A 23,915-nucleotide genomic window follows, 5' to 3' on the forward strand; every position below is an offset into this window, starting at 1 on the left:
ATGATAAAGGCCGATCCAAAAGTTTATTTTATTATGGGGGTTTCAGGCTGTGGCAAATCCACTATTGGGAGTCTACTGGCAAATGAACTCAAAATACCTTTTTATGATGGGGATGATTTTCATTCCAAAACCAATGTAAAAAAAATGGCCTCAGGACAACCGTTAACTGATAATGATCGAATGGGCTGGTTATTAAGATTAAATGAAATAGCCCTTACTAAGCGTGAAGAAGGTGCAATTATAGGTTGTTCTGCATTGAAAGAATCCTACAGGCGTATATTAGACGCAAATCTTCAGGAAAATGCAAAGTGGATTTATCTAAGTGGTTCTTTTGAAGATGTAATGAATCGCTTGCGCCAAAGAAAAGGTCATTTTATGCCTGCAGAACTTCTTAAGTCTCAGTTTGAAACTCTGGAGGTTCCCCAAAAAGCCATAAATGTTTCAATAAATATGCCTCCTGAGAAAATAGTTAACCGAATCTTAGAGTTAATAAAGTACTAATAAAAAAGGCATCCATTATCGGATGCCTAATTCACTTTATCTATTTTATATTACTGCGTTTTTACTACCAGCCTGAATCCTTCACCATGAATATTAAGGATCTCCACCACATCATCTCTTTTAAGATACTTTCGCAATTTGGCGATATAAACATCCATACTTCTGGATGTAAAATAATTGTCATCACGCCATATCTTGGTCAAGGCCAACTCCCTGGGCATAAGATCATTCTCATGCAAAGCCAGTAATCTTAATAATTCATTTTCCTTTGGCGAGAGTTTTATTGGCTCTTCGTCCTTATATTTTAGAAACCTTAACTTAGAATTTAAGTGAAAATTTCCAATATTAAATTCAAATTGTTTACTGTCAGCCAAGGTATTAGAAGCCTTTCTCTGAAGAATAGCCCTTAATTTCATAAGCAAAACTTCTGAATCAAATGGTTTGTTCAAATAATCGTCAGCACCTGCTTTATAACCTTTAAGCACGTCTTCTTTCATAGTTTTGGCTGTGAGAAATACAATTGGAACGTTCTCATTCTTCTCCCGAATTTCCCTTGCCAGGGTAAACCCATCCTTATAAGGCATCATCACATCCAATATACAGACGTCATAATTGTCTTTTTTAAACTTTTCAAAACCTTCCATGCCGTTTTTTGCCAAAGTAACATCAAAATCGTTCATGGATAGGTAATCCTTTAACACGATTCCAAAGTTAGGATCGTCTTCGACTAAAAGTATTTTTTTGTTTGCTGTTTCCATAAATTATTAAATTAATGGTAGTTTAATATAGAAGCTACTTCCTTTATCTTTTTCACTTTCAGCATAAACTTCCCCTTGGTGATCCTCTACTATTTTTTTTACATAAGCCAACCCTAGCCCATGTCCTTTAACGTTATGTATATCTCCGGTGTGTTCTCTATAAAATTTTTCAAATACTTTTTTCAACACCGCTTTACTCATTCCCGCACCCTGATCTTGTATTTTAATGACAATATAATTATTGGCAATCTCGGTGAAAATATCAATTTTAGGTGCCTCCGGTGAATATTTCACAGCATTATCCAGGATGTTTACTATCACATTTCCAAAATGCATTTCATTTGCCAACACTTCAGATCTTATAGCATCTAAATGGGTGTGAATATATCCTCCCCTATCCGTTACAAGAAGTTGAACATGAGTAATTGATTTATTAATAATGTCGTGAATATCTACCCTGTCCTTACTTATATCTAATTGATTTTTTTCCAGTTTCGAGATCCTAAGTACATTTTCAACCTGAGCATGCATTCTTTTGTTTTCTTCCTTTATCATTTGCAGGTACCGTTGTACCTTTTCCTGATCTCCAATAATTTTAGGATTCTTGATAGCTTCAATTGCCAAGTTTATTGTAGCAATGGGTGTTTTAAACTCATGTGTCATATTATTAATGAAATCTGACTTTATTTCTGAGATTTGTTTTTGTTTAATTAACTGATAAATTGCCCCCGAATATGCCACAACTATTATAAGAGTGAAAACCAAAGATAAAATCGCCATTCCCATAATATTTTGAAGTAAAAACTTCTTCTTTTTGGGAAAAGACAACAAGAGTGTAAAATTACTCATCCCCTCACTGTTCTTAAAGAATGGAGCTTTATAAACTGTTGTGCCTCCAAATTTGAATCTTTTAGACTTTACTTTAGTAGGCAGACCCTTGCTATAGACTCCATACTCATATTCAATATCCATATTCCGGTTTTCCAACTCACGATCCAGTAATAATTCTATCTCCTGTTTTGAAACCCGTTTATGAATTGGAACTTTTTCTGCATATTCCCTATAGACATCGTCAAAAATTGCCTTGTCTATGGATGATAAACCACCTACTTTCTCCAATTTTTGGATCGGATTTAGTTTATAGCTTTTACCATCCAATCCAAAATCCTCCTTATAAACTGTTTTCGTGCGTTTACTGGTGTAATTTTTTATTGTTGTGGTATCATTACCATTGCTATTGTCAAAGAACGTAGATCCGATATTATAATCTTCTTCCAAAATTCCATGCGAGTAAAATAGAATCTCGTTAGAATTTAAATCACGATCAATAAAAAATATGTTACTCAAATGGGAACTTTTAAACTCCCCTACGCTATCCTTAAGATTTAAAAATCTCTCAGAATAGTCGTCCATTTCACGGTCTTCAATTTTGTCCGTTACTTTATTAAGAACTTCTGAAACTGCATTTGAAAATTGTTCTTCTTTATCTTCAACAGAACTTTTTATCCAATACAGTTGTACAGAGATAATCCCAATAAGAGAGAGGCTCATTAATATGACCAGACTAACAAATAATCTCTTATTCATCTATTTAGTAAATTTAAAAATTTAACATTTAGCGAATCGCCTGTTTAACCTAACCTTAACAAAAATGTTAAAAAACCGTTAGACTACTATTTTAGTAAGTTTGAGATGAATCTGCTCAACTTGTAATTTAGTCTGATCTAAGTCTATATTTTCGATAACGTAATCAGATAAAGGAATTTTTTTAGAATCGTCCCATTGATTCTCCATGCGTGCCAAGATCTCTTCCTTTGAACCATTATCTCTTGCCATTATTCTTTCTAAACGGACCTCCTTTGGGGCCTTTACAAGTATTATCTTATCAAAATTAGTATAGGAATTATTTTCAAAAAGTATTGCTGCCTCCTGGATTACATATGGAGTTTTTTTTCTTTTTACCCACGCCATAAAGTCATTTTTAACAGCCGGATGCACTATTGCGTTCAGCTTTTGAAGTAATTCCTTATTGTTAAAAACCTTATCAGCTATATACTTTTTGTTTAAGCTATCCAGTTCATATGAATCCTTTCCCAACAGATTAATAACAGCAGTTTTAATCTCTTTAGAATTATTCATTAACTTTTTAGCTCTCAAATCTGAATTATAAACAGGAACACCCAATTCTTTAAACATTTTGGCCACTGTTGTTTTTCCACTGCCAATCCCACCTGTTAATCCTATAATCTTCATTGACGTTTCAGAATAAATTCTACTTCATTCATCATTAGTTGAACACTATACACATCCTTGGGTTGTTCAATTAGGCTTACCTGAAGATCTTGATTATCACCTCTATGTTCCTGAAAATCAGCAACAACTTTAAAGTCTAAAGGGTTAATATCCTTTAATCGATCTATTCTGGCCTTACAAAGTACTGCAATTGTGCTGGGAAAAGTTTTTATCTGAGTTCCTTCCGGGAGATTAATAACCTCAACTGGAATTTCTAGTAACTTTTCAGAGAATCGAAAAACATTCCCGGAGATTCTTACCTTTTTTATGGTAAGTTCAGAATTCTTTAGTTCTTCGGGCAAAACCAAATCAACTACTATGGAAAAATCCTCACTAATTTCATTGAGTTCAACTTCCGTCGTTGAGATTGAATTTATAATATCCAACTCCTTTTTTGGTCCTGTTATTGAGATTAGTGAAGGCTCTATCTTTAATTTCCCGTCTACAAGATAATTCTGGGCCGGGTTTAAGCTAATATTTGGAGTGATGGGAACCTCTTTTGATTCAACCTTGTAAAAATCTATAAACAGTGTATCCCTATCTAATTCTAAAAGGGTCATAGAAGCAGATAATTGGCTCTCTATCTGTTTCCTGAAATCAAGTTGGGTGACGTAAAAACCTGATTGATTATTAGCCATAGTAGATAGATCAATCTTAATTTTTTTTCTATTGTAATACAACCCTAAGAACTGAAACCCACTGGCTCTAAGTCTTACATCAACATTTTTAAAAGAATTGTCCGCTAAAAGGAGACTGTCCGGCACATTGATATACTCCAGGTCAAAAGTAGTCCGGTCAACATAGGTCTCAGATAATCTGCTTACAAGCCAGGCCAGGAAAGAGCACAGAAGGAAGATTAAAAAGATATTTATCTTTCTTTTGTCATTACTTCTTTTGATATCTTTCTGCTCCATTAAATTTGCTTAAAAAACAATTCAGGAAAAAGTTCCTGTGGTTTACTTTTGGTAAAATTAACTAAGATTACTGATTTTAGAAAACCATAACCATAGCCGAGAAATTGAATCATAACGGCAATAATAGCCAAAAGGCCAACTACAAGGCTTTTATTCTTTATGAAGGCATCTAAAAAAATAAACGAAAAATATGCGGCATAAAGTATAATGGGCCATAGATATCTTCCCGACCCAATGAACAACCCTGCTATAGATATTATAAACCCAATACAGAAAAGGGAAGGGAACCAGTAGAATATTCTGGAAGAACCTGGATGCCAGCTATTAAGAATTGGACGTACCATACCAAACTTTTTAACCTGCAATAAGAATTTATTGAAACTTATTCTTCGCTTATGGTAAACAAAAGCCTCTCTAATTAATTTGGTTTCATACCCTTTTTCCCATAACCGCATACTTAAGTCCGGGTCCTCTCCAGGATGTATATTTCCAAAGCCTCCCGAATCTTCAAAAGCCTTTTTAGAAATCCCCATATTAAAACTTCTGGGCTGAAATTTATCGACAGTTTTCTTATTCCCCCTGATACCTCCAGTAGTGAAAATAGAAGTCATGGCATAATTTATGGCCTTCTGGATGTTTGAGAATGACTCATGTGCAGCATCAGGGCCACCAAAACAATCAACGTATTTGCTGTTTAAGGAAACTGCTACCTTTTCCAGATAATTGACAGGAATTACGCAATCAGAATCCAATATTATAAAATAATTCCCTTTAGCTCGCTGCATACCGTAATTTCTGGAATCTCCGGGCCCTGTATTATCTTTGAAAAGATAAGTGATATTTAATGATCCATTATAATCTTCAATAACAGATTTGGCCGTTGTAACAGAGCCATCTTCAATAATGACTATTTCATATGATTTATCATAAGACTGATACAACAAACTCTCCAGCAGTTCGCGAATTTCATCAGGTCTGTTAAATACAGGAATGATTAAAGAAAAAGAAAGTTCCATATCTAAATAAGGATATACACATAAAAGCCATCCTGCACTGGGATGGCTTTCTAATATTTTAGATGCTGCTATTTAGTAAAATGATCAATTACCTCCTGGCTTACACCTGTATTTGAAAAACCACCATCATGAAACAAATTCTGCATCGTCACTTTTCTTGTAAGATCTGAGAAGAGAGATACGGTATAATCTGCACAATCCTGAGCGGTTGCATTACCTAAGGGAGACATCTTTTCCGCATAATTAATAAAGCCATCAAAACCTTTTACACCCTGGCCAGCAGTAGTCGGTGTTGGAGATTGAGAAATTGTATTTACTCTTACCTTTTTCTCTTTGCCAAAAAAGTAGCCAAAACTTCTGGCCACAGATTCAAGATAAGCTTTATTGTCTGCCATATCATTATAATCCGGAAAAGTACGTTGCGCAGCCATATAGGTCAATGCCACTATACTTCCCCATGAATTCATTGCATCTGCTTTGTATAAACTTTGCATTACCTTATGGAATGAAAGTGCAGAAACATCCCACCCTTTGGTTGTAAAATCATATTTTTCATCGGTATATAAACGACCTTTACGAACATTAACCGACATACCAATTGAATGTAAAACGAAATCCAGTTTTCCCCCCAGAATTTCCATTGACTTAGCAACCAAATTATTCAAGTCATCTTCACTGGTGGCATCTGCAGGAATTATTTGTGAACCCGTTTTCTCTGCCAGAGCATTAATCTGACCCATACGCATGGCAATTGGAGCATTTGTGAGAACAAATATACCTCCTTCTTCATGCACACGTTCGGCCGTTTTCCATGCAATTGAATTTTCATCAAGTGCTCCAAAAATAATTCCCTTCTTCCCTTTCAATAAGTTATATGCCATGTTAAAGTGCTTTGTATTTATTTGAAGTCAAAGATATCTAAAAAAGTAGAAACTAAACCGCTCCTTTAGGATATTTGAAACACACTAAGAAAGGGGAAAATAAAACTAAAGGCTTGTTTTACCTTTTTAATTCAAAAGCTCCCGGGCATGTGCAAGAGCTGATTCTGACAGGCTCTTTCCTCCAAGCATTTCCGCCAATTCAAATACTCTTTCATCCTCCAGCAATTCTTTCATTTGCGTTTGAGTACTATCGCCCTTATCAGTTTTAAATACTTTAAAATGATGATCCCCTTTGGAAGCAATTTGAGGAAGATGCGTTATAGAAAAAACCTGCATGTTCCGGCTCATTTCTTGCATAATATCGCCCATTCGGTTTGATATTTCACCGGAAACACCACTGTCTATCTCATCAAACATTAGAGTCGGTAATTGCTCGTAGCGGGCAAGTATCGATTTAATTACAAGCATAATACGAGATAGTTCTCCTCCGGAAGCAACCTTTTTTAAAGTATTATAATCCGACCCTTTATTCGCGGAAAATAAAAAGACTAGCGTATCAATGCCATTAATTTTATAATCTTCAGTTGGAATAACCTCAATATTGAAAGTAGCATTGGGTAAACCCAGGGAGTGCAAAGAATGTTCAAGTTTTTCCTTTATTTCCGGAATTACTGTTTTTCGTCGAACAGATAACAAATTGGCGTCTTTATCCAACGCATTCTTTTGTGCCTCAAGTAAATTTCTTTTATTTTGAATTTCGTCTTCAAGATTTTGTGTGGCACTAACCTTGTTTGTAAGTGATTCTCTTATAACAATTAATTCAGAGACATTGGATACGTCATGTTTTCTTTGCAGGTCATATATAACCTGTAATTTAGTATTGATTTCCTCAAGTTTCCCCGGATCAGGTTCAATAGATTCCTGCAGAATTTGTATTTCTTCGGCGATGTCTTTTAATTCAATAAAAACTGAATCAATTCGTTCCTTAAGATTTGCAAACTTGCTTCCAATTACCGATAGCTTTCCTGATATAAGTTTAAGTTCCTGAAGCAAACTTACAATCCCTATTTGTTCATCCCTCAACAGGTGATTTCCTTTGGATAGGTTTTCTAGAACAGCTTCAACATTATTTAATTGTTGGTATTGATCCTCCAATTTTTCCTGAAGCCCATCTTCAAGATACACAGCATCCAATTCATTTAATAAGAAAGTGTTGTAATCATGTTCTTTGTTAGCATTTTTTTGAAACTCAATGAGCTCATCAAATTCTTGTAAAGTAGCTTTGTATTTTACCAGTTTGGTATTGTATGAATTCAGGATCTTTGTATTGTCTGCAAAAGCATCAATCAATTTTAACTGAAAATCGTGCTCAGTTAACTGCAATGTCTGGTGCTGTGAATGAATATCAACAAGTCGTTTACCCAGTTGTGTTAATATATCCAGTGTAAGGGGAGAATCATTTACAAATGCTCTCGATTTACCACCAGGATGAATTTCCCTGCGCACAATAGTATTGGAATCATACTCCAAATCATGCTCACTAAAAAATGATTCTAAATTATAATTTTTGATATCAAAAACAGCTTCAATAACACATCTACTTCCTTTATCTTTTAGAGAAGTCATATCTGCCCGTTTCCCTAAAACCAGGGAAAGGCCACCTAAAAGAATTGACTTTCCAGCTCCCGTTTCACCCGTAATAGTAGTAAACCCCCCAGTGAAGTTTACATTGAGATTATCTATTAATGCATAATTTTTTATAGACAGATTTATCAGCACAGCTATATTATATAATATGGTCTGTAAAGATAAATTATTATTGGAATGAAATTGAAGTGGTTAATATGTTATTTCATCCCAGGTGGTGGAATAAAATGGAGCTACTTTATTTAAGGTCTCTTTTAGGGCAACAATATCTACTTTAGGCCCATCGGAAAATATGTCTTGTATTTCCTCAGATTTGGCATCAAAGAAAGTTTGTATTAAAAATGCGTTAGGTCTTCTTTGAGTTAAAGTCTCAAACAACCTCATAGAGCCTGCTATCACTTGCTTGCCAGTGCTATTATTGTCCCCTAAAATATCTAGCCCCTTTCGGTGATAATTGTACATGGCAATTCTATATTCTCTAAAAGTATTTGATAAGAGGTTATCTACCAACACAAATCGTGTCCTGTTATCCGAAGCTGTTTGGCTCCAGCCCGAAAAACTACTGCCTTGGGCCTGGGTCACAATTTGCTGTGCTTCTTTGTAAAATTCGGTGCCACCCTCCAGTGCAAAAGTATCTGCGTCCAGACCGAGTATTATGTATACATAATAGGAGATAACGCCAACCAAATTAGAATCAAAAACATTCGGGTTATAAACCAAAGGTTCAAACTCTATATATCTAAAATTGAACTGGTTGTCCTTATAATTAAAAATAGGGCTTTCATAAGAGGTGTTAAATACGGGACGAGAAGACTGAATCTGAATATTTGCACTAAATCTGTCAGATGCGTAGTCCGTTACTGTAATAAACATCCTGGCATTAACCTTCTCATTTTCATTGTATACCCTATTCGTCCATTGGCTTTTATTGACAAAATCATTCAATGCACGTTCCAAAGTTCCAAATATTTGTCTATTTGTCTGGTTTACCTGATCTGCATTAACTGTAATTGTACAATTAAGTTCCTGGGCACTGATATAATTAGCACAAAGAAGGCTAAATAGGAGAATTAAAAAATTACGCATGACCCTTGCTGATGATTTCGTTCAATATGTCTAAGGCTACTTCAGCCTTATTCTTAACTTCAAACGTTTTTATCTCTAAATTCTTATCTATAAATGTTATTTTGTTTGTTGTTTTCCCGAACCCGGCATCTTCGTCATTAAGTGAATTCAGAACAATGGCATCTAAGTTCTTTTTTATTAATTTCTTTTTGGCATTCTCAAGCTCGTTTTCAGTCTCCAATGCAAAGCCCACTAAATATTGATCCTTCTTCTGATCTCCCATTGATAATAGAATATCTTTATTTTTAACAAAATCAATTTGAAGGGTTTCAGATTCTTTTTTTATTTTTTGTTCGGATACCTTACTTGGCCTGTAATCAGATACTGCAGCAGCACATATAGCAATATCGCATTCTTTATAATACTTATGAACGGCATTAAACATTTCCTGAGCAGATACCACCCGAATTATTTCTATGGCCGGGTTATCCAGTATTAAATGGGAAGGACCTGATACCAACACAATTTCTCCCCCAAGTCTGGCAGCTGCTTTCGCTAATTCAAACCCCATAAGACCCGAGGAATAATTGCCTACGAACCGCACAGGGTCTATGGCTTCGTATGTGGGTCCGGCTGTAATCAACAGCTTTTTCCCTTTTAGTGGCAAGTTACTGGAAAGATATTCCTGCATAAACTGCACAATATCTTCTGGTTCTGCCATACGTCCTTCCCCAAATAATCCGCTTGCCAATTCACCTTTACCTGCTGGAATCATGATATTACCAAAAGTCTGTAATTTTTTCAGACTCGCTATTGTTGTTGGATGTTTATACATATCAAGATCCATTGCCGGAGCAAAGAATACCGGGCATTTAGCGGAGAGGTAGGTTGCCAGCAATAAATTATCGCAGGTACCACTTGCCATTTTGCTCAGGGTATTGGCTGTAGCCGGAGCAATAAGCATTATATCAGCCCACAAGCCAAGATCAACATGGTTGTTCCAATCCATGCTCGCTTCCTCTTCTTTGATAAAACTGGTAAGTACAGGATTCTTTGATAAGGTAGCTAAGGTAAGAGGGGTAACAAATGAAAGAGCGCTTTCAGTTAAGATAACCTTAACTTCAGCGCCTGCTTTTATAAACAATCTAACCAGAAAAGTGGTTTTGTAAGCAGCGATACCCCCGGTAATACCTAAAAGGATTTTTTTGCCGCCTAACATATTACTGCTGGTCTTTCTCTGTATTCCTATAGTAAATTTTATCTTCCAGCCATTCCAATACCGCTAAAGCATGTGGTTTGGGAAGTTTTTCATAAAATTTTGAAACTTCAATTTGCTCCTTATTTTCAAATACCTCCTCAAGGCTATCGCTATAAGTTGCAAATTCTTCAAGCTTTTCCAGAAGTTCCTTTTTAATTTCAGAATTAATCTGGATTGCCCTTTTAGCAGTTATGGATATAGCCTCATAAATGTTATCCGTCTTTTCATCAAACTCATTTCTGTTGATGGTAACGGTAGATACCGGGGCTTTGGAATTCTTCAAATCGTTCATGTTCATTTTGAAAGGTTTTCTTGTTCGGAATAATTGTTTAATTGTTCATCTACTTCTTCAATCAAATCATTCGCATCTTCTGCATATTTGGTTTCCGGAAAGTATTTGAACAAATTGTTATATGCCATTTTTGCAGCCTCCAGACGCTCTTTTTTGCGATTCTCTGTACTGTTTAAAGCTATATTCGTTGTTGCCTCGATTTTAAGATAAAGCGCCTCCTCGTGATAAATTGATCCGGGGTTATCTGAAATAAAATTATCTAAGGCCGCTATTGCGGAAACACTATAATCTAAAATATATGACTTTCCAAGTTTTGTAAATTGTTTGGCAACTTCAAAAGTTTTCTTTTCTTTCTTAGTTGTTAATTCCTTTGCCATAATATTTGCCTCAGCAAAGTACTCAGATTCAGGGTAAAGATTAATAAACAACTGCAATTTGGTTAAGGCCTTGTCTGTATCAGTCTGGTCTACAGAATACCTGGGTGAAAGCATATAATAACTTTTAGCTCCAAGGAATGCAGCTTCAGAGGCCTTATCACTTTTTGGATAGGACTTTAAAAAACGTTCAAACTGATAACCTGCAAAGTTGTAATCCTCAATTTCATAGTAACTCTTAGCAAAAAAGAACATTACCCGCTCTCCCTGTGGTTTACCCACATATCCCGGAGCTATTTGTTCTAATAAGCGATTGGCCTTTTTAAAATCCCCTTCATTATATAGCTTTTCTGCAAGTTCATACTTTGCCTTAGTATCAGGCTTTTTTAATACCTTCTGGTATTCACCACATGCATTTAAGCTAATACTGATTATGAGTATGTAGAAAAGATTCTTGGTTCTAAAAAACATTTTGCAAAATTAGTAATAATTGGCGGAATAAAAAACATTAATTAAGCACTAAGATACTACCTGAAAGGCCATTAAAAAGGAATTTTAATGAAGTTTTAACCCAATTTTGGCTTTTTCATTTCTGCAGTACTACGACAAATTGCGGTTTCGAGATAAAATTCGACCATTAACTTAAGCTCTGATTTTAGCAAAAGTCCTCATAAACTCATTTATATGCCCTTTTAGTTTTGATGATGCTTCTACCAATGGCAAACGCACTGTTGGTCCACAAATACCATGAGTTTCCAAAACCGATTTAATCCCTGCGGGATTTCCTTCCTGGAAAATTAATTTCATTCCCTCTATCATGGCATTGTGCAAAGCATAGGCTTCTTTTTCCTTACCCTGTAATCCCAGCCTTATCATTCTGGAAAATTCATTTGGAAGACCTTGTCCCAAAACGGAAATAACCCCTACTCCACCTTCTCTAACGGTTGGTAATGCTGTAAAATCATCACCTGAAATCACCAAAAAATCTGAGGGTAATATATTTATCAATCTTTTCAACTGAGACATATCCCCTGATGCTTCTTTTATTCCAACAATATTGGAACAATCATTCGCCAGTCTGAGAACCGTATCCGGTTCAATATTACTTCCAGTTCTGCCAGGCACATTGTATAAAATGAGGGGCTTTTCAGAGGCTTGTGCCAAAGTTTTATAATGGCGGTAAATTCCCTCCTGAGTAGGCTTATTGTAGTAAGGTGATACGGATAAAACCGCCGCAAAATCCTTAAGATTGGTTTGAAGTAATTCCTCAGTTAAAAGATGTGTATTATTGCCTCCTATACCAACAACAAGCGGAAGTCTTCCGGCGTTTTCTTCAACTACCACATCAATTACCAATTGTTTTTCAGCACTGGTAAGTGTTACAGATTCGCCCGTGGTACCTAATACGACGAGGTAATCAATATTTCCTTCAATGCAAAAATTTACGACGCGTTTTAAGGCGTCAATGTCAATAGATAAATCAAGATTAAAGGGAGTAATTAATGCAACCCCGGTTCCTAATAAATTTTTCATAGTTAAATCAAGCATCAATTTCGCCCAATACTTTAAGATATTTTTTAAGCTCTTTCTTAAAAGTATTAAAGTCTGTGAGCGATGTCTCTAATATTAGATCATTATATCTTTCGTCTATCTCCGCAAAACCAACATTAATTCTTGCTCTGGTCTTTATAGACATTAACTGGAGCATTAAATTCTCCTGATTATAATAATTTACCAACATGTCATATTCCCTGCTCAAAAACTCCAGGGCATAACTGTTCTCTATGGCTCCATGCCAGCCAAGGTCCTTATCTGAAAAAACAGGAGTTGCATAAGGTGAATTCTTATCATAATAGCTTTTATAACCAATAATTTTAACCGCATTGGGCCTGAGTTTAAAGTCTTCTACAAATTCATAAAACAATTCCGCATTATCAAATTTATCCAGATCTACAATAATGGCAATTGACGTAATACCATTTTTGCGCACAACCGCTTCTGGCGGATTTACAAATTGTTCCTTTAAATATTTTAACCCGGATTTGTATTTAAATTTATCTTTGAGTGCCTTTAAAAACATGTACCTTTACCTTTAGACAAATGTAATTAATATCCAAGCAACTATGATGCTAAGATAAGAAGGATAATGATTTTAAAAATACAACATTTTGTTATTTTTGTAACAATTGCTTGTCTCTACGCTTGCAATGACGCACCGAAAAAGCTTAGTAAAATATCTGGTAAGCAGCTGCCAATAACAGATTCTATAAATGTTACAGATTCAATAGATATTTTTGTAGCTCCCTATCGAAAGCGTGTGAATGAGGTTTTGGATAGTACATTGGCCTTTGCTCCTTCTCAAATCACAAAGAAAGATGGTAAATACAATACCTCAGCAGGGAACTTAATGGCTGATATTATGCTTAGCGAAGCTAATCCTGTTTTCAAATCGAGAACCGGACATGAAATAGATTTTGTAATATCAAATTACGGCGGTATTCGAAGTATAATTTCTGAAGGCAAGGTAAGTGCGAGAACGGCTTATGAAGTAATGCCATTTGATAATTCAATAGTGGTTGTTGCAATTAAAGGGAAGTCTGTCAGGGATTTGATTTCCTTTTTAATTAACGCAAAAAATCCACATCCAATAGCAGGTATACAAATTATTTTGAATAATAACGAAACCCTTAAGGATGTAAATATTCAGGGGTTACCTTTTGATGAAAATAGAACTTATTACGTGGCTACTTCAAATTATCTGGCAGACGGAGGTGACGAGATGGGATTTTTCAGGGATGGTCTCAACACGGTTGATTTAAATTATTTGATTAGGAATGCAATGATTGATTATTTTAAAAAAGTAGATACCCTTACTGCCAAAGTGGACGACCGATTTATAAAAATTGAATAAAATGAAGAGACGGGAATTTGTAACAAATTCATTTGCCAGCAGCGCATACATAGGCATGGGTGGACTTAGCTTGAATAGTTGTGATTTTCTGAGTTCAAAACGCATTACGATACTGCATACCAATGACGTGCATAGTCATATAGATCCTTTTCCCAAAGAGCATAATTCGTTTCCGAATATGGGTGGTATTGCCAGAAGAGCCACATTGATTCAAAAAATCCGAGAGGAAAATCCATATACCCTTTTATTAGATGCCGGAGATATTTTCCAGGGCACCCCTTATTTTAATTTTTATGGTGGAGAATTGGAATTTAAATTGATGAGCATGCTTAAATATGACGCGGCCACAATTGGCAATCATGACTTTGATAATGGTATTGAAGGCCTTTTAGCCCAGCTGCCATTTGCCAGGTTTAAATTACTCTCGGCCAATTATGACTTTACTAATACCGTGATGAATGGCTTCGTAGAAGCCTACAATACATTTATGGTCAATGGCATTAAAATTGGTGTATTTGGATTGGGAATAAAACTTGCAGGCCTTGTGGGTAAAGAACTTTTTAAAGAGACCGTATATCTTAATCCTATTGAAATTGCACAGGATATGAGTGCTTTATTAAAAAAAGAAGAACAATGTGATTTGGTTATTTGTTTATCACATTTAGGTTACTCATACGAAGATGATCAAAGGCCAAGTGACTTAAAGCTAGCTGCAAAAACAGATAATATTGATCTTATTATAGGCGGACATACGCATACATTTTTAGACAAACCCGTAATTAGACAAAATCGTTTAGATAAGTCGGTTTTGGTGAATCAGGTTGGCTGCTATGGAATAAATCTTGGTAGAATCGATTTTTATTTTGATTCTGAAAGGAATATTCATTCAGAGGGGATTTCTATTACGGTCTAATCCTTACTAAATCGTTATTTTTCTGAATGTCATGAAAGTAAATGGCCTGATATGTGAAGGACATGGGGTAGCTTCGGGTAGATCTGATAATCAAAGATACCCGAGGGGAACATTGCGTAAACAACTTCCTTATTTTAAAGAAAAAGGATTAGATCTGTCTGTCTATTTTTTAGGGACCCTAAATCTGGATATTTCACCTTATCATCATAAAATAGGAAAGCCAAAATATTATTTTGAAAGGGTTCAATGGTCTGATTATATCCCACCAGAAAATTTTTACTTTTTTGATGTTATTCTTTTTTTCCGAGATACGGAGTACAAAGGATTAATTTATATGCCTGATCCTCTTACCAAGGTTGATCATATTCAGGAACTGACAATCCTGGAGTTAATTCTGCCAAGAATTTCCGGGCTTTCGTATGGTATGAAGGTTTCTATTGAAATTGTAGATGAACAACTGCAGTTGTTTAAGTTATAGAAATCCATTCCCATCGGGCTTATGGCTTATCCTGACCCATTCGGTACCTGGCTGTTTAGGACATATTCTACCAAAACTCTGAATTCTTCCAGTAATGTCGAGTTTGGATAGTGCTTTTTTGCTCTTCTGTACCAATAATCGGCGTTGAAGCGATCCCCTTCCTTGCGATGCAGATAGGCATGTATCCAAGAACCTAAATCAGAAGGGATATCCTGAGCAATATTATGAGATGCAATCCAATCCCCTTTTGCATCATGCCAAAGTGCTTGTAATGGTAAAGGCCATAACTCAGATGGATGTTCATTTTGTTGGGTTTTTAAAAATTCCTGGAAACTTCCCGGGGTATTCATATTGAGCCTTGATAAATTATATAGTTAATTCGGACATTTTTACCCTTGTTTGGTCCTTTTTGATTTGAATTAAAAAGAGAATAAACCGTTCTTGACAATTACTATAAAAATAATCTAAAATTTAACACAAGTATTATGAAAAAAACATCAATTTCTTATTTATTAATAGCTGCGTTCCTACTGGGTACAGTAGTAATAACAACGGCACAGGAGGCAGACGCCCCGATGTGGGAAACTATTGTATTAACTCCAGATAACACCAAGTTAAAAGTTCTTAGTGCAAACATGAAGGCTCACAATCAAAAATACCATAAAGAAGGTCCTTACAAGGCTACCGTTTACCACATATCCAGTGGCCCGGATATTGGTAAAATTGTATGGATGATGGGACCACTAAAATATGCACACCTTGATTCCAGACCAGCTGCAGGAGGCCATGATGAAGACTGGCGAGATAACGTAATGGCTTATGTAAAGAAAATGGAACACGGAGAATATTGGAAAGGCGATGTTAAACTATCCAATACAGATATGTTAACTGATGATCCTTCACTCTACCCTATTCAATTTATCAGATATTGGGAAGTTAATCTTGAGCACTCTCATAACGCAGAGAGTATGTTAACAATTATTAGCAAAACTGTTAAAGCTATGGAAGGTAACAATGCATGGGGTGTTTATTATAACGAATTTAGACAAGGGTCAAAAATTGGCCGACACATTGCTACTGTAGGCTTTTATAAAAATTGGGCAGAGTTCGATGAAGCGCCTACCTTTAAGAAAACTTTTTCTAAAGTTCATGGAGAGGATTCATGGGACGCCTTTGTCCGAAACATGGATCAGGTAATGGATAATAGTTGGGATGAAATATGGGTATACGATAAAGAGCTTAGTGGAGACTAATTTTCTGTAAAACACACTTTTTAAACCCTCTTTTTCCTCTAAAAAGAGGGTTTTTATTTGATCATTGCTAAAAAATCGTCTTCTGAAATAATTGGAATCGCCAATTTATCTGCTTTCTCTTTTTTACTGGGACCCATATTCGCGCCTGCCACTATGTAAGAAGTCTTTGAAGAAATGGAAGAACTTACTTTACCCCCATTATCTTCAATATTCTTTTTCAATTCCGTTCGACTTATTTTTTCAAATACCCCGGAAACCACAAAAATCTGACCCTTAAGTTTTTCAGTTTGACCTTCTAGCTGTTCATCCGTAAGGGAAAACTGTAAACCATACTCCTTAAGTCGGTTTATGATATCTCTGTTCTTTTCCTCACTAAAGAAATTCACAGTACTTTCTGCAATTCTCTCCCCTATTTCATCCACCATTTCCAGCTCACTAGCGGTGGCAGCCATTAATGCATCTATATTCTTATAAGCCTTGGCCAGTTTCTTAGCCACAGTTTCCCCTACATATCGAATACCAAGTCCAAATAACACGCGTTCAAAAGGAATATTAACAGATGCGGCTACACCTTTAATCAAATTTTCGGCAGACTTTTCTGCCATACGCTCCAAAGGCATTAGCTGCTCTTTTGTTAGTGTATACAGATCGGCATAATTTTTAATTAGGCCCTCATTATATAACAATTCTACTGTTTCACTTCCCAGACCTTCAATATCCAGTGCTTTTCTGGAAATGAAATGTTGAATTCTCCCGGTAATCTGGGGCGGACAACTGCTCTCATTAGGACAAAAATGCTGGGCCTCCCCTGCTTTTCTAATTAACTCTGTACCGCATTCAGGGCAGTTTGTAATATATCTGGTGGGTATGGAGTGTAAAGGCCGTTTTGACAAATCAACACCGACAATTTTAGGGATAATTTCACCCCCTTTTTCTACATAAACGGTATCCCCTTCTCGTATATCAAGCTTGGCTATTTGATCAGCATTATGCAATGAAGCTCTTTTAACCGTTGTTCCTGCCAAGAGAACTGGTTCTAAATTTGCTACAGGTGTAATAGCCCCGGTTCTGCCTACCTGATAGCTAATTTTATTAAGAATTGTTACTGCTTGTTCTGTCTTAAATTTATAGGCCAGAGCCCACCGGGGCGACTTTGCGGTATAACCCAATTCTTCCTGTTGCTGGAGGTTGTTAACCTTTACGACGACACCATCGGTTTCATAAGGAAGGTTATGGCGCTCAGTGTCCCAATACTCCAAAAACTCCATCACTTCTTCAGTAGTTTTACAAAGCTTAGCTGCAGAAGGTACTTTAAATCCCCATTCACGCGCTTTTAGAAGCATTTCAAATTGGGATAAAAAATTTAGATTACTTCCGGTAATTCCGTAAAGAAGGCATTCCAAAGGTCTTTCGGCAACCAGTGAACTGTCCTGTAATTTGAGGCTTCCGGCGGCAGTGTTCCGGGGATTCATATAAGGATCCTCCCCATTATTTATGCGTTCTTCATTCATTTTAGCGAAACCATCTATAGGTAGTACAATTTCACCACGAACATCAAATTTAGACGGAAAATCTCCCCGTAATTTTAGGGGCACAGACTTTATGGTTCTTATGTTTGCAGTTACGTCATCGCCCTGAAACCCATCACCTCTTGTAACCCCTCTGACAAGTTCTCCATTTTCATAAGTCAGGCTAATGGAAGCACCATCATACTTTAATTCACAAGTAAAACTTACTGCGGAATCTCCCAAAATACGCAATACTCGCTTTTCCCAATCCAATAACTCTTCTTTGGAATAAGAGTTATCCAATGAATACATCCTATGCTCATGAACTACCGTCTCAAAATTCTTTGTCACTGCACCTCCCACTCGCATAGTCGGGGAAGTTGCATCCATAAATTCAGGGTGCTGCTCCTCTAATGCCTGTAACTCCTTTAATTTCATATCAAACTCATAATCCGATATTGTTGGACTGGCGAGTACATAATATTTATGGTTGTGTTCCCTTAGTTCCCGGCGTAAGGCTTCTATTTTTTCCTTGATAGTCATTAAAGTTGATCTTTATTTATCCATTTGGGTACATACTGAGGACGATAATGCATCATCTTATCCAATAAACCATTAATTGAATGGTCTATAAGTATCATATCATAGTTTTCCTGTTTGACAAATCCTTGATCAACCATTGTTTTTAGCATCCCCATTAAACTATTGTAAAATCCGTTAATATTCAGAATACCAATAGGTTTGTGATGTAATCCCAATTGAGCCCAGGTTATCATTTCAAAAAATTCCTCCAAAGTACCATAGCCTCCAGGCAGCATGATTACGCCTTCGGACATTTCATGCATTTTCAATTTACGCTCATGCATATTATCTGTTATGATCAATTTTGTTAGACCAGTATGAAATACTTCTTTGAGTTTAAGGAAATCTGGGATAATTCCAATCACGTTTCCTGAATGATCCAATGCACCCTGCGCCAACTTACCCATTACACCAATCCTCGCTGCTCCATAAACGAGTTTAATAGATCGTTCTGCCATTTCCTTTCCCAAAGAATACGCCCTATCCAATATTAGGGGGTCATTTCCTTCACTACTACCACAAAAGACTACAATACTATTCATTTCCTAAATGTTCTCCGGACTTTAAAAATATTAAAAAGACAATTAAAATGCATTTTGAATTTATCCTGCTTTCTTAGCTTTAATCATTCTGTCGTTTCCAAAGATATCTTTTCTAAGTTCAATTTCAGAAAAATTGAATTCTTCCAAAAGCAATTTTACCGCTTCACCTAAATATTGATTTATTTCCATATAAAGAACACCATTTGGAGTTAAGCTATTTTTTGCCAGTTTGGCGATTGGTCTATAAAAAAGTAAGGGATCCTCATCAGGAACAAACAATGCCAAATAAGGTTCATTTTTGAGGACATTGGTATGCATTTTGTCTTTCTCCATTTCTCTGACATAAGGCGGATTAGAAATTATAATGTCGTAGTTTTCCTTTAAGGAGGTAATCTTTAAAATATCGCCTTGCATAAATTCAATATCCACATCATTCTTTAGCGCATTTTTTTCGGCTACTTCCAGTGCGGATTTGGAAATATCCATTGCCGTAGCCTCTATATTTGGTTTTAGTTTGGAAAGAGAAATTGCAATGCAACCGCTTCCTGTGCCAATATCAATGACTTTAAGTTTATTATCTATATTTTGAAAATCTTCAAGCACCCAGTTTATCAATTCTTCTGTTTCCGGTCTTGGAATCAGAACAGACTCATTTACCATAATTTTCAAATCCATAAAAGTAGTCTCTCCCAAAACATACTGAATTGGTTGTTCATTCTTTAGTTTTGACAAACCCTCAAACATAATTTGTTCTTCCTCCTTAGTAATAACAATTCCGGGATCTATCGCCAGAATAAATCGCTCTAACCCAAAATAGTGTTCTATCATTAAATAAAACATGCTGTCTACTTCCTCTTTGGGATAGTTATCATCCAATTCCTTATGAAATATTTCCTTTATTTCCTTTAACAGCATTTTTTTTAGGCTATATTCTTTCAAAATTAAAACTACAAAAATCAGGTATTCCATGAATGTCTATAGTATCCGTATTCTTCTGGAATATCCTACTTTTGCCAAGTGAAGATACACGAAAAATATATGCGTCGATGCATTGAATTGGGCAAAAAAGCCTTGGGCTCTTCCCCTCCAAATCCAATGGTTGGAAGCCTTATAACCCATCAGGATAGAATAATCGGGGAAGGCTTCACCAGTCAATATGGGGGGCCACATGCAGAAGTAAATGCAATAAATTCCGTTGCTGACAAATCACTTTTAAAAGAAGCTACTCTTTATGTTACCCTGGAGCCCTGCTCCCATTATGGGAAAACTCCACCATGTGCCGATCTTATAATCAAAAACAACTTACAGAAAGTGATTATAGGCATTCAGGATCCTAATATCAAAGTATCAGGGCGTGGCATAAAAAAGCTTAAGGAAGCCGGATGTGAAGTATTACAGGGAGTATTAGAAGATGAGTGCAGGAAGCACCACAAGCGTTTTTTAACCTTTCAGGAAAAACAGAGGCCCTATATTATTTTGAAATGGGCAGAGTCTAAAGATGGATTTATTGCCCCACATGCAGACAAACGTAAAGCAAAGCCAGAACCGTATTGGATTAGTAATTCCTATGCAAGGCAACGTGTACATCAATGGCGCAGTGAACAACAGGCGATATTAGTGGGGACAAACACCGCTTTGTTAGATAATCCCAGATTAGATGTTCGTTCATGGAAAGGGACCTCGCCCATTCGAATAATTATTGACAAAGCATTAAAACTGCCAATGGATCTTAATATCTATGACCATTCTAACCGAACTATAATTCTAACTGAGCTGGAAGATAAAACAAAGATTAAGGAAGGGGTTGAATACGAGATCATTGATTTTAAGAAGAATATAGCCAAAGAAACCTGCAGGGTACTGTTTAAAAAAAATATATCCAGTGTGCTGATTGAAGGGGGGGCTCTTACCTTAGCTACTTTTATCAATGCCGGCCTATGGGATGAAGCGAGAATAATTACCGGGGATATTGCCTTTGGTACCGGCACAAAAGCGCCACATATTGAGGGCAAACAAGTTAATACAGAAATCATGGGTACTAATACCATAAAGACACTTTTACATGATTGAGAATATCATCTTTGATTTTGGAGATGTCTTCATAAACCTGGACAAACTGGCAACTGCCAGGGAAATGCAGCTATATGGTTTTAAAAACCTTACCCCTGAACTGGAAGAATTATTTACAGCTTATGAAAAAGGATTAATAACAACTGAGCATTTTCTCAATCAAACCAATCATTTGTTTCCCAAAGCAAGCAGGTTGGATTTAATTCACGCCTGGAATTCCATAATTCTTGATTTCCCAGAACAACGATTAAAATTTATAGAAAAATTGGCCAAAGAGGAAGATTACCGTCTTTTTCTTTTAAGTAATACGAATGAATTGCACATAGAATTTGTAAAGCAGAGAATGGGTAAAGAAAGGTATGCACGTTTTAAAAACTGTTTTGAAAAATTCTATTTATCTCATGAGATTAATTTGAGAAAACCCGAACCAGCTATCTTCGAATATGTACTAAACTCAAATAATCTCAAGGCGGATAAAACGTTTTTTGTAGATGACAGTAAGGAACATACTTCTGCAGCCGCAAAATTAGGTATTAGGTGTTGGCATCTTAAGGTTGGTAAAGAGGATATTTTAGACCTAAATACTCAAATATTAAAATGTTAGACCTTTCTTTAAGCATCCTTTTTTCAAGTCTGATATTTGTAATTTTTAAATTATTTGATACACACAAGATCCAGACTATTTATGCCATAATCATAAATTATATTACCGCGTGTCTTGTAGGAGTTCTATTTTATAGCAAGCCCATTCAGCTTTATGAAATTCCAAAAAATGACTGGTTTTATGGTACGCTGTTATTAGGTGTTCTGTTTATCGTGGTCTTTAATCTTATGGCAAAGACTTCACAGCGCCTTGGAGTATCGGTAGCGTCTGTTGCCACCAAAATGTCTTTCGTGATACCTGTGATATTAGGACTGTTATTATATAACGAAAAACTGGGCTTTTTTAAAACATCCGGTATTGCACTGGCACTGGCTGCAGTATATTTTGCATCTGTGAAAGATACTCCCCGAGCAGTTCAAAAAAGATCTCTTTTGTTGCCTGTGATGGTGTTTTTAGGTTCCGGCATAATTGACGCCAGTATAAAATACATGGAAGAAAATCATGTTTCAACCAATGAATTTCCAATATTTTCTGCGACTGTATTTGGTGCTGCAGCTTGTACCGGAGTGTTGTTTATTCTTTTAAGATCATTTAAAGTACCCATAAAACTCAATTTCAAAAATATTTTAGGGGGTATTGCACTAGGAATTCCTAACTTCTTCTCTATTTTCTTTTTATTAAGAGCACTTCAAAATGAAACGCTGAACAGCGCCTCCATTTTTACACTGAATAATGTTGCCATTGTAATGTTTTCTACCTTGCTCGGTATTGTATTATTCAAAGAAAAGATCAGCCCTAAAAACTGGGGAGGTATTGTGTTGGCAGTTATAAGTATCATTCTAGTAGCATTTTTTTGATGGAAAATAAAATTGGTCTATATAAAACAGTATCCAAAGCATCAGAAGGTATCCTTTATAAAGACCGTAAGAGTAAATTTTATGCGTATACTTTTCCAGTAACAAATGAGAAGAATATAAAACCAATTATAGAAAACATTCGCAAAAAGCATCCAACGGCGAATCATGTTTGCTATGCATGGAGAATAGGTGTAGAAAAACAAAGGCATAGAGCAAATGACGATGGGGAACCAACTAATTCAGCAGGGGCTCCAATATACGGTCAAATAAAATCTTTTGGGTTAACCAATGTTGTGATAGCCGTGGCACGTATTTTTGGAGGCACTAAATTGGGGGTTGGTGGCCTGATATCAGCCTATCGGACAGCAGCACAATTAGCTTTAGAATCTTCTTCAATTATAGAAAAGTCGGTTAAAGTTGACTATAAACTATGTTTCAGTTATCCGCTCCTGAGCAAAGTAATGCGGGTAATTAAACAAAACCCAATAGAGATCATTAAGCAGGACATGTCACTGGACTGTACTATTGAAATATCAGTAAAACTTAAGGATGCGGCTCAGACTGAAAACATATTTAAGGGTATCCACGGAGTCTCCATATCGAAATTAGATGACTAGTATTTTAACAGATATTTTCATCCAGACTAAGTTAGTTCATCTATTGAATCATTATCATGATTTAGCAGTTTATCCATCAGGTAATCAGGGCATTTAACCGGTTTTTTGGTCTTAGCATTTATAAATGCCAAAACGGTGTTTGCCTCCACTAAAAGTTCTTCCGCTTCATTGTAAATTTCATAGTCAAATTCTATTCTAACTGAGGGTGTTTTTTTTAGTCTTGTAACCACGGTTAAAAGATCATCATAAACCGCAGATTTATTAAATTTTAGTTGTAAGGAAATTACTGGTAACATAATTCCGTTTTCTTCCATGCTTTTGTAAGAAATACCCAAAGACCTTAACCATTCGACTCTTCCCATCTCCAGGTATTGCGGATAATTCCCATGATACACCACACCCATTTGATCAGTTTCTCCGTAACGAACCCTAAAAGAAAATCGATAAAAAAGCATAATTTATCAGCTAAAAACTATATATTTATTATGAGGCCTAAAACGGGTGGCGAACATGCAAAAAAAAAAGATAAAATTCAACCCAAAATGATTTTTTTTTTAGAATATTTGTTCACATATTTGTCTC

Annotated in this window: 27 protein-coding genes; 9 read left to right on the forward strand and 18 right to left on the reverse strand. The window is 35.9% G+C overall.

All coding sequences use genetic code 11. From position 1 onward, the window contains the following. Positions 1–501, forward strand: a complete 501-nt coding sequence (locus Q0874_RS11065; protein WP_299163099.1) for a gluconokinase — start codon at positions 1–3, stop codon at positions 499–501. Positions 502–551: 50 nt separating this feature from the next. On the opposite strand, the gene Q0874_RS11070 is transcribed toward Q0874_RS11065, so the two are convergent. The 13 genes from Q0874_RS11070 to Q0874_RS11130 all read right to left on the reverse strand — a co-directional run bounded on the left by Q0874_RS11070 (position 552) and on the right by Q0874_RS11130 (position 13,078). Beyond that, the gene (locus Q0874_RS11070) at positions 552–1,259 is read right to left on the reverse strand and encodes a response regulator transcription factor (protein WP_299163102.1); all 708 of its coding nucleotides are present in this window, start codon (positions 1,257–1,259) and stop codon (positions 552–554) included. Positions 1,260–1,265: 6 nt separating this feature from the next. Continuing rightward, positions 1,266–2,846 carry a sensor histidine kinase KdpD gene (locus Q0874_RS11075; RefSeq protein ID WP_299163104.1) on the reverse strand — a complete coding sequence of 527 codons (1,581 nt, stop codon included), beginning with the start codon at positions 2,844–2,846 and terminating at the stop codon, positions 1,266–1,268. 78 nt (positions 2,847–2,924) lie between these two features. Next, complete coding sequence (gene coaE, locus Q0874_RS11080) at positions 2,925–3,512, reverse strand: dephospho-CoA kinase (RefSeq protein WP_299163107.1); 588 nt, start codon at positions 3,510–3,512, stop codon at positions 2,925–2,927. Beyond that, on the reverse strand, positions 3,509–4,465 hold the full coding sequence (locus Q0874_RS11085; RefSeq protein WP_299163109.1) for a YbbR-like domain-containing protein: 957 nt from the start codon (positions 4,463–4,465) through the stop codon (positions 3,509–3,511). Before Q0874_RS11085 ends, coaE begins: the two co-directional genes overlap by 4 nt. Further along, positions 4,465–5,481, reverse strand: coding sequence for a glycosyltransferase (locus Q0874_RS11090; RefSeq protein ID WP_299163110.1), 1,017 nt, complete (start codon positions 5,479–5,481; stop codon positions 4,465–4,467). The genes Q0874_RS11085 and Q0874_RS11090 overlap by 1 nt, the downstream gene beginning before the upstream one ends. Positions 5,482–5,549: 68 nt before the next feature. After that, positions 5,550–6,362, reverse strand: a complete 813-nt coding sequence (locus Q0874_RS11095) for an SDR family oxidoreductase (RefSeq protein ID WP_299163112.1) — start codon at positions 6,360–6,362, stop codon at positions 5,550–5,552. 126 nt (positions 6,363–6,488) lie between these two features. Beyond that, entirely contained in the window at positions 6,489–8,141 is a 1,653-nt protein-coding gene (recN, locus tag Q0874_RS11100) for a DNA repair protein RecN (protein ID WP_299163115.1), read from the reverse strand. Between the two features lie 60 nt (positions 8,142–8,201). Beyond that, entirely contained in the window at positions 8,202–9,095 is an 894-nt protein-coding gene (locus tag Q0874_RS11105) for a DUF4835 family protein (protein ID WP_299163117.1), read from the reverse strand. Then, positions 9,088–10,293 carry a bifunctional phosphopantothenoylcysteine decarboxylase/phosphopantothenate--cysteine ligase CoaBC gene (coaBC, locus tag Q0874_RS11110; protein ID WP_299163120.1) on the reverse strand — a complete coding sequence of 402 codons (1,206 nt, stop codon included), beginning with the start codon at positions 10,291–10,293 and terminating at the stop codon, positions 9,088–9,090. The genes Q0874_RS11105 and coaBC overlap by 8 nt, the downstream gene beginning before the upstream one ends. A 1-nt stretch (position 10,294) precedes the next feature. Further along, positions 10,295–10,630, reverse strand: coding sequence for a DNA-directed RNA polymerase subunit omega (locus tag Q0874_RS11115; RefSeq protein WP_299163122.1), 336 nt, complete (start codon positions 10,628–10,630; stop codon positions 10,295–10,297). Beyond that, positions 10,627–11,469, reverse strand: a complete 843-nt coding sequence (locus tag Q0874_RS11120) for an outer membrane protein assembly factor BamD (protein WP_299163124.1) — start codon at positions 11,467–11,469, stop codon at positions 10,627–10,629. The genes Q0874_RS11115 and Q0874_RS11120 overlap by 4 nt, the downstream gene beginning before the upstream one ends. Positions 11,470–11,640: 171 nt before the next feature. After that, positions 11,641–12,531, reverse strand: coding sequence for a 4-hydroxy-tetrahydrodipicolinate synthase (dapA, locus tag Q0874_RS11125; RefSeq protein ID WP_299163127.1), 891 nt, complete (start codon positions 12,529–12,531; stop codon positions 11,641–11,643). A 7-nt stretch (positions 12,532–12,538) separates the two neighbouring features. Beyond that, a complete protein-coding gene (locus Q0874_RS11130; protein WP_299163130.1) occupies positions 12,539–13,078 on the reverse strand; it encodes a hypothetical protein in 540 nt (179 codons plus the stop codon). 66 nt (positions 13,079–13,144) lie between these two features. On the opposite strand from Q0874_RS11130, the gene Q0874_RS11135 reads away from it, so the two are divergent. The 3 genes from Q0874_RS11135 to Q0874_RS11145 are packed head-to-tail and all read left to right on the forward strand — an operon-like array spanning position 13,145 to position 15,300. Beyond that, complete coding sequence (locus Q0874_RS11135; RefSeq protein ID WP_299163132.1) at positions 13,145–13,909, forward strand: 5'-nucleotidase C-terminal domain-containing protein; 765 nt, start codon at positions 13,145–13,147, stop codon at positions 13,907–13,909. A gap of 1 nt (position 13,910) precedes the next feature. After that, complete coding sequence (locus tag Q0874_RS11140) at positions 13,911–14,822, forward strand: bifunctional UDP-sugar hydrolase/5'-nucleotidase (RefSeq protein WP_299163135.1); 912 nt, start codon at positions 13,911–13,913, stop codon at positions 14,820–14,822. 31 nt (positions 14,823–14,853) lie between these two features. Continuing rightward, positions 14,854–15,300 carry a hypothetical protein gene (locus Q0874_RS11145; RefSeq protein WP_299163138.1) on the forward strand — a complete coding sequence of 149 codons (447 nt, stop codon included), beginning with the start codon at positions 14,854–14,856 and terminating at the stop codon, positions 15,298–15,300. A 26-nt stretch (positions 15,301–15,326) separates the two neighbouring features. On the opposite strand, the gene Q0874_RS11150 is transcribed toward Q0874_RS11145, so the two are convergent. Next, on the reverse strand, positions 15,327–15,650 hold the full coding sequence (locus tag Q0874_RS11150) for a hypothetical protein (protein WP_299163141.1): 324 nt from the start codon (positions 15,648–15,650) through the stop codon (positions 15,327–15,329). A gap of 135 nt (positions 15,651–15,785) precedes the next feature. Between Q0874_RS11150 and Q0874_RS11155 the strand changes: the two genes are divergently transcribed. Further along, entirely contained in the window at positions 15,786–16,553 is a 768-nt protein-coding gene (locus Q0874_RS11155; protein WP_299163143.1) for a hypothetical protein, read from the forward strand. Between the two features lie 53 nt (positions 16,554–16,606). On the opposite strand, the gene ligA is transcribed toward Q0874_RS11155, so the two are convergent. The 3 genes from ligA to prmC are packed head-to-tail and all read right to left on the reverse strand — an operon-like array spanning position 16,607 to position 20,100. Next, entirely contained in the window at positions 16,607–18,604 is a 1,998-nt protein-coding gene (gene ligA, locus Q0874_RS11160; RefSeq protein WP_299163146.1) for an NAD-dependent DNA ligase LigA, read from the reverse strand. Continuing rightward, a complete protein-coding gene (locus Q0874_RS11165; protein ID WP_299163149.1) occupies positions 18,604–19,185 on the reverse strand; it encodes a TIGR00730 family Rossman fold protein in 582 nt (193 codons plus the stop codon). Before Q0874_RS11165 ends, ligA begins: the two co-directional genes overlap by 1 nt. A 60-nt stretch (positions 19,186–19,245) precedes the next feature. Then, positions 19,246–20,100, reverse strand: a complete 855-nt coding sequence (prmC, locus tag Q0874_RS11170) for a peptide chain release factor N(5)-glutamine methyltransferase (protein WP_299163152.1) — start codon at positions 20,098–20,100, stop codon at positions 19,246–19,248. 102 nt (positions 20,101–20,202) lie between these two features. Here prmC and ribD point away from each other — a divergent pair, with 102 nt between their 5' ends. From ribD to Q0874_RS11190, 4 genes are read left to right on the forward strand one after another with little or no spacing between them, the layout of a single operon-like run. Continuing rightward, entirely contained in the window at positions 20,203–21,255 is a 1,053-nt protein-coding gene (ribD, locus tag Q0874_RS11175) for a bifunctional diaminohydroxyphosphoribosylaminopyrimidine deaminase/5-amino-6-(5-phosphoribosylamino)uracil reductase RibD (protein ID WP_299163155.1), read from the forward strand. Continuing rightward, positions 21,248–21,859 carry an HAD family phosphatase gene (locus Q0874_RS11180; RefSeq protein ID WP_299163158.1) on the forward strand — a complete coding sequence of 204 codons (612 nt, stop codon included), beginning with the start codon at positions 21,248–21,250 and terminating at the stop codon, positions 21,857–21,859. The genes ribD and Q0874_RS11180 overlap by 8 nt, the downstream gene beginning before the upstream one ends. Then, positions 21,853–22,716 carry an EamA family transporter gene (locus Q0874_RS11185; protein WP_299163161.1) on the forward strand — a complete coding sequence of 288 codons (864 nt, stop codon included), beginning with the start codon at positions 21,853–21,855 and terminating at the stop codon, positions 22,714–22,716. The genes Q0874_RS11180 and Q0874_RS11185 overlap by 7 nt, the downstream gene beginning before the upstream one ends. Beyond that, positions 22,716–23,333 (forward strand): YigZ family protein, encoded by a 618-nt coding sequence (locus Q0874_RS11190; protein ID WP_299163163.1) that lies wholly within the window; start codon positions 22,716–22,718, stop codon positions 23,331–23,333. Before Q0874_RS11185 ends, Q0874_RS11190 begins: the two co-directional genes overlap by 1 nt. A 26-nt stretch (positions 23,334–23,359) precedes the next feature. Here the strand turns inward: Q0874_RS11190 and Q0874_RS11195 are convergent, their stop codons facing one another. Next, positions 23,360–23,788, reverse strand: coding sequence for a thioesterase family protein (locus Q0874_RS11195; RefSeq protein WP_299163165.1), 429 nt, complete (start codon positions 23,786–23,788; stop codon positions 23,360–23,362). Positions 23,789–23,915 lie beyond the last annotated feature (127 nt).

Origin of the sequence: uncultured Eudoraea sp. (genome assembly GCF_947490415.1) — a bacterium.
In the GTDB taxonomy this organism is placed as follows: domain Bacteria; phylum Bacteroidota; class Bacteroidia; order Flavobacteriales; family Flavobacteriaceae; genus Eudoraea.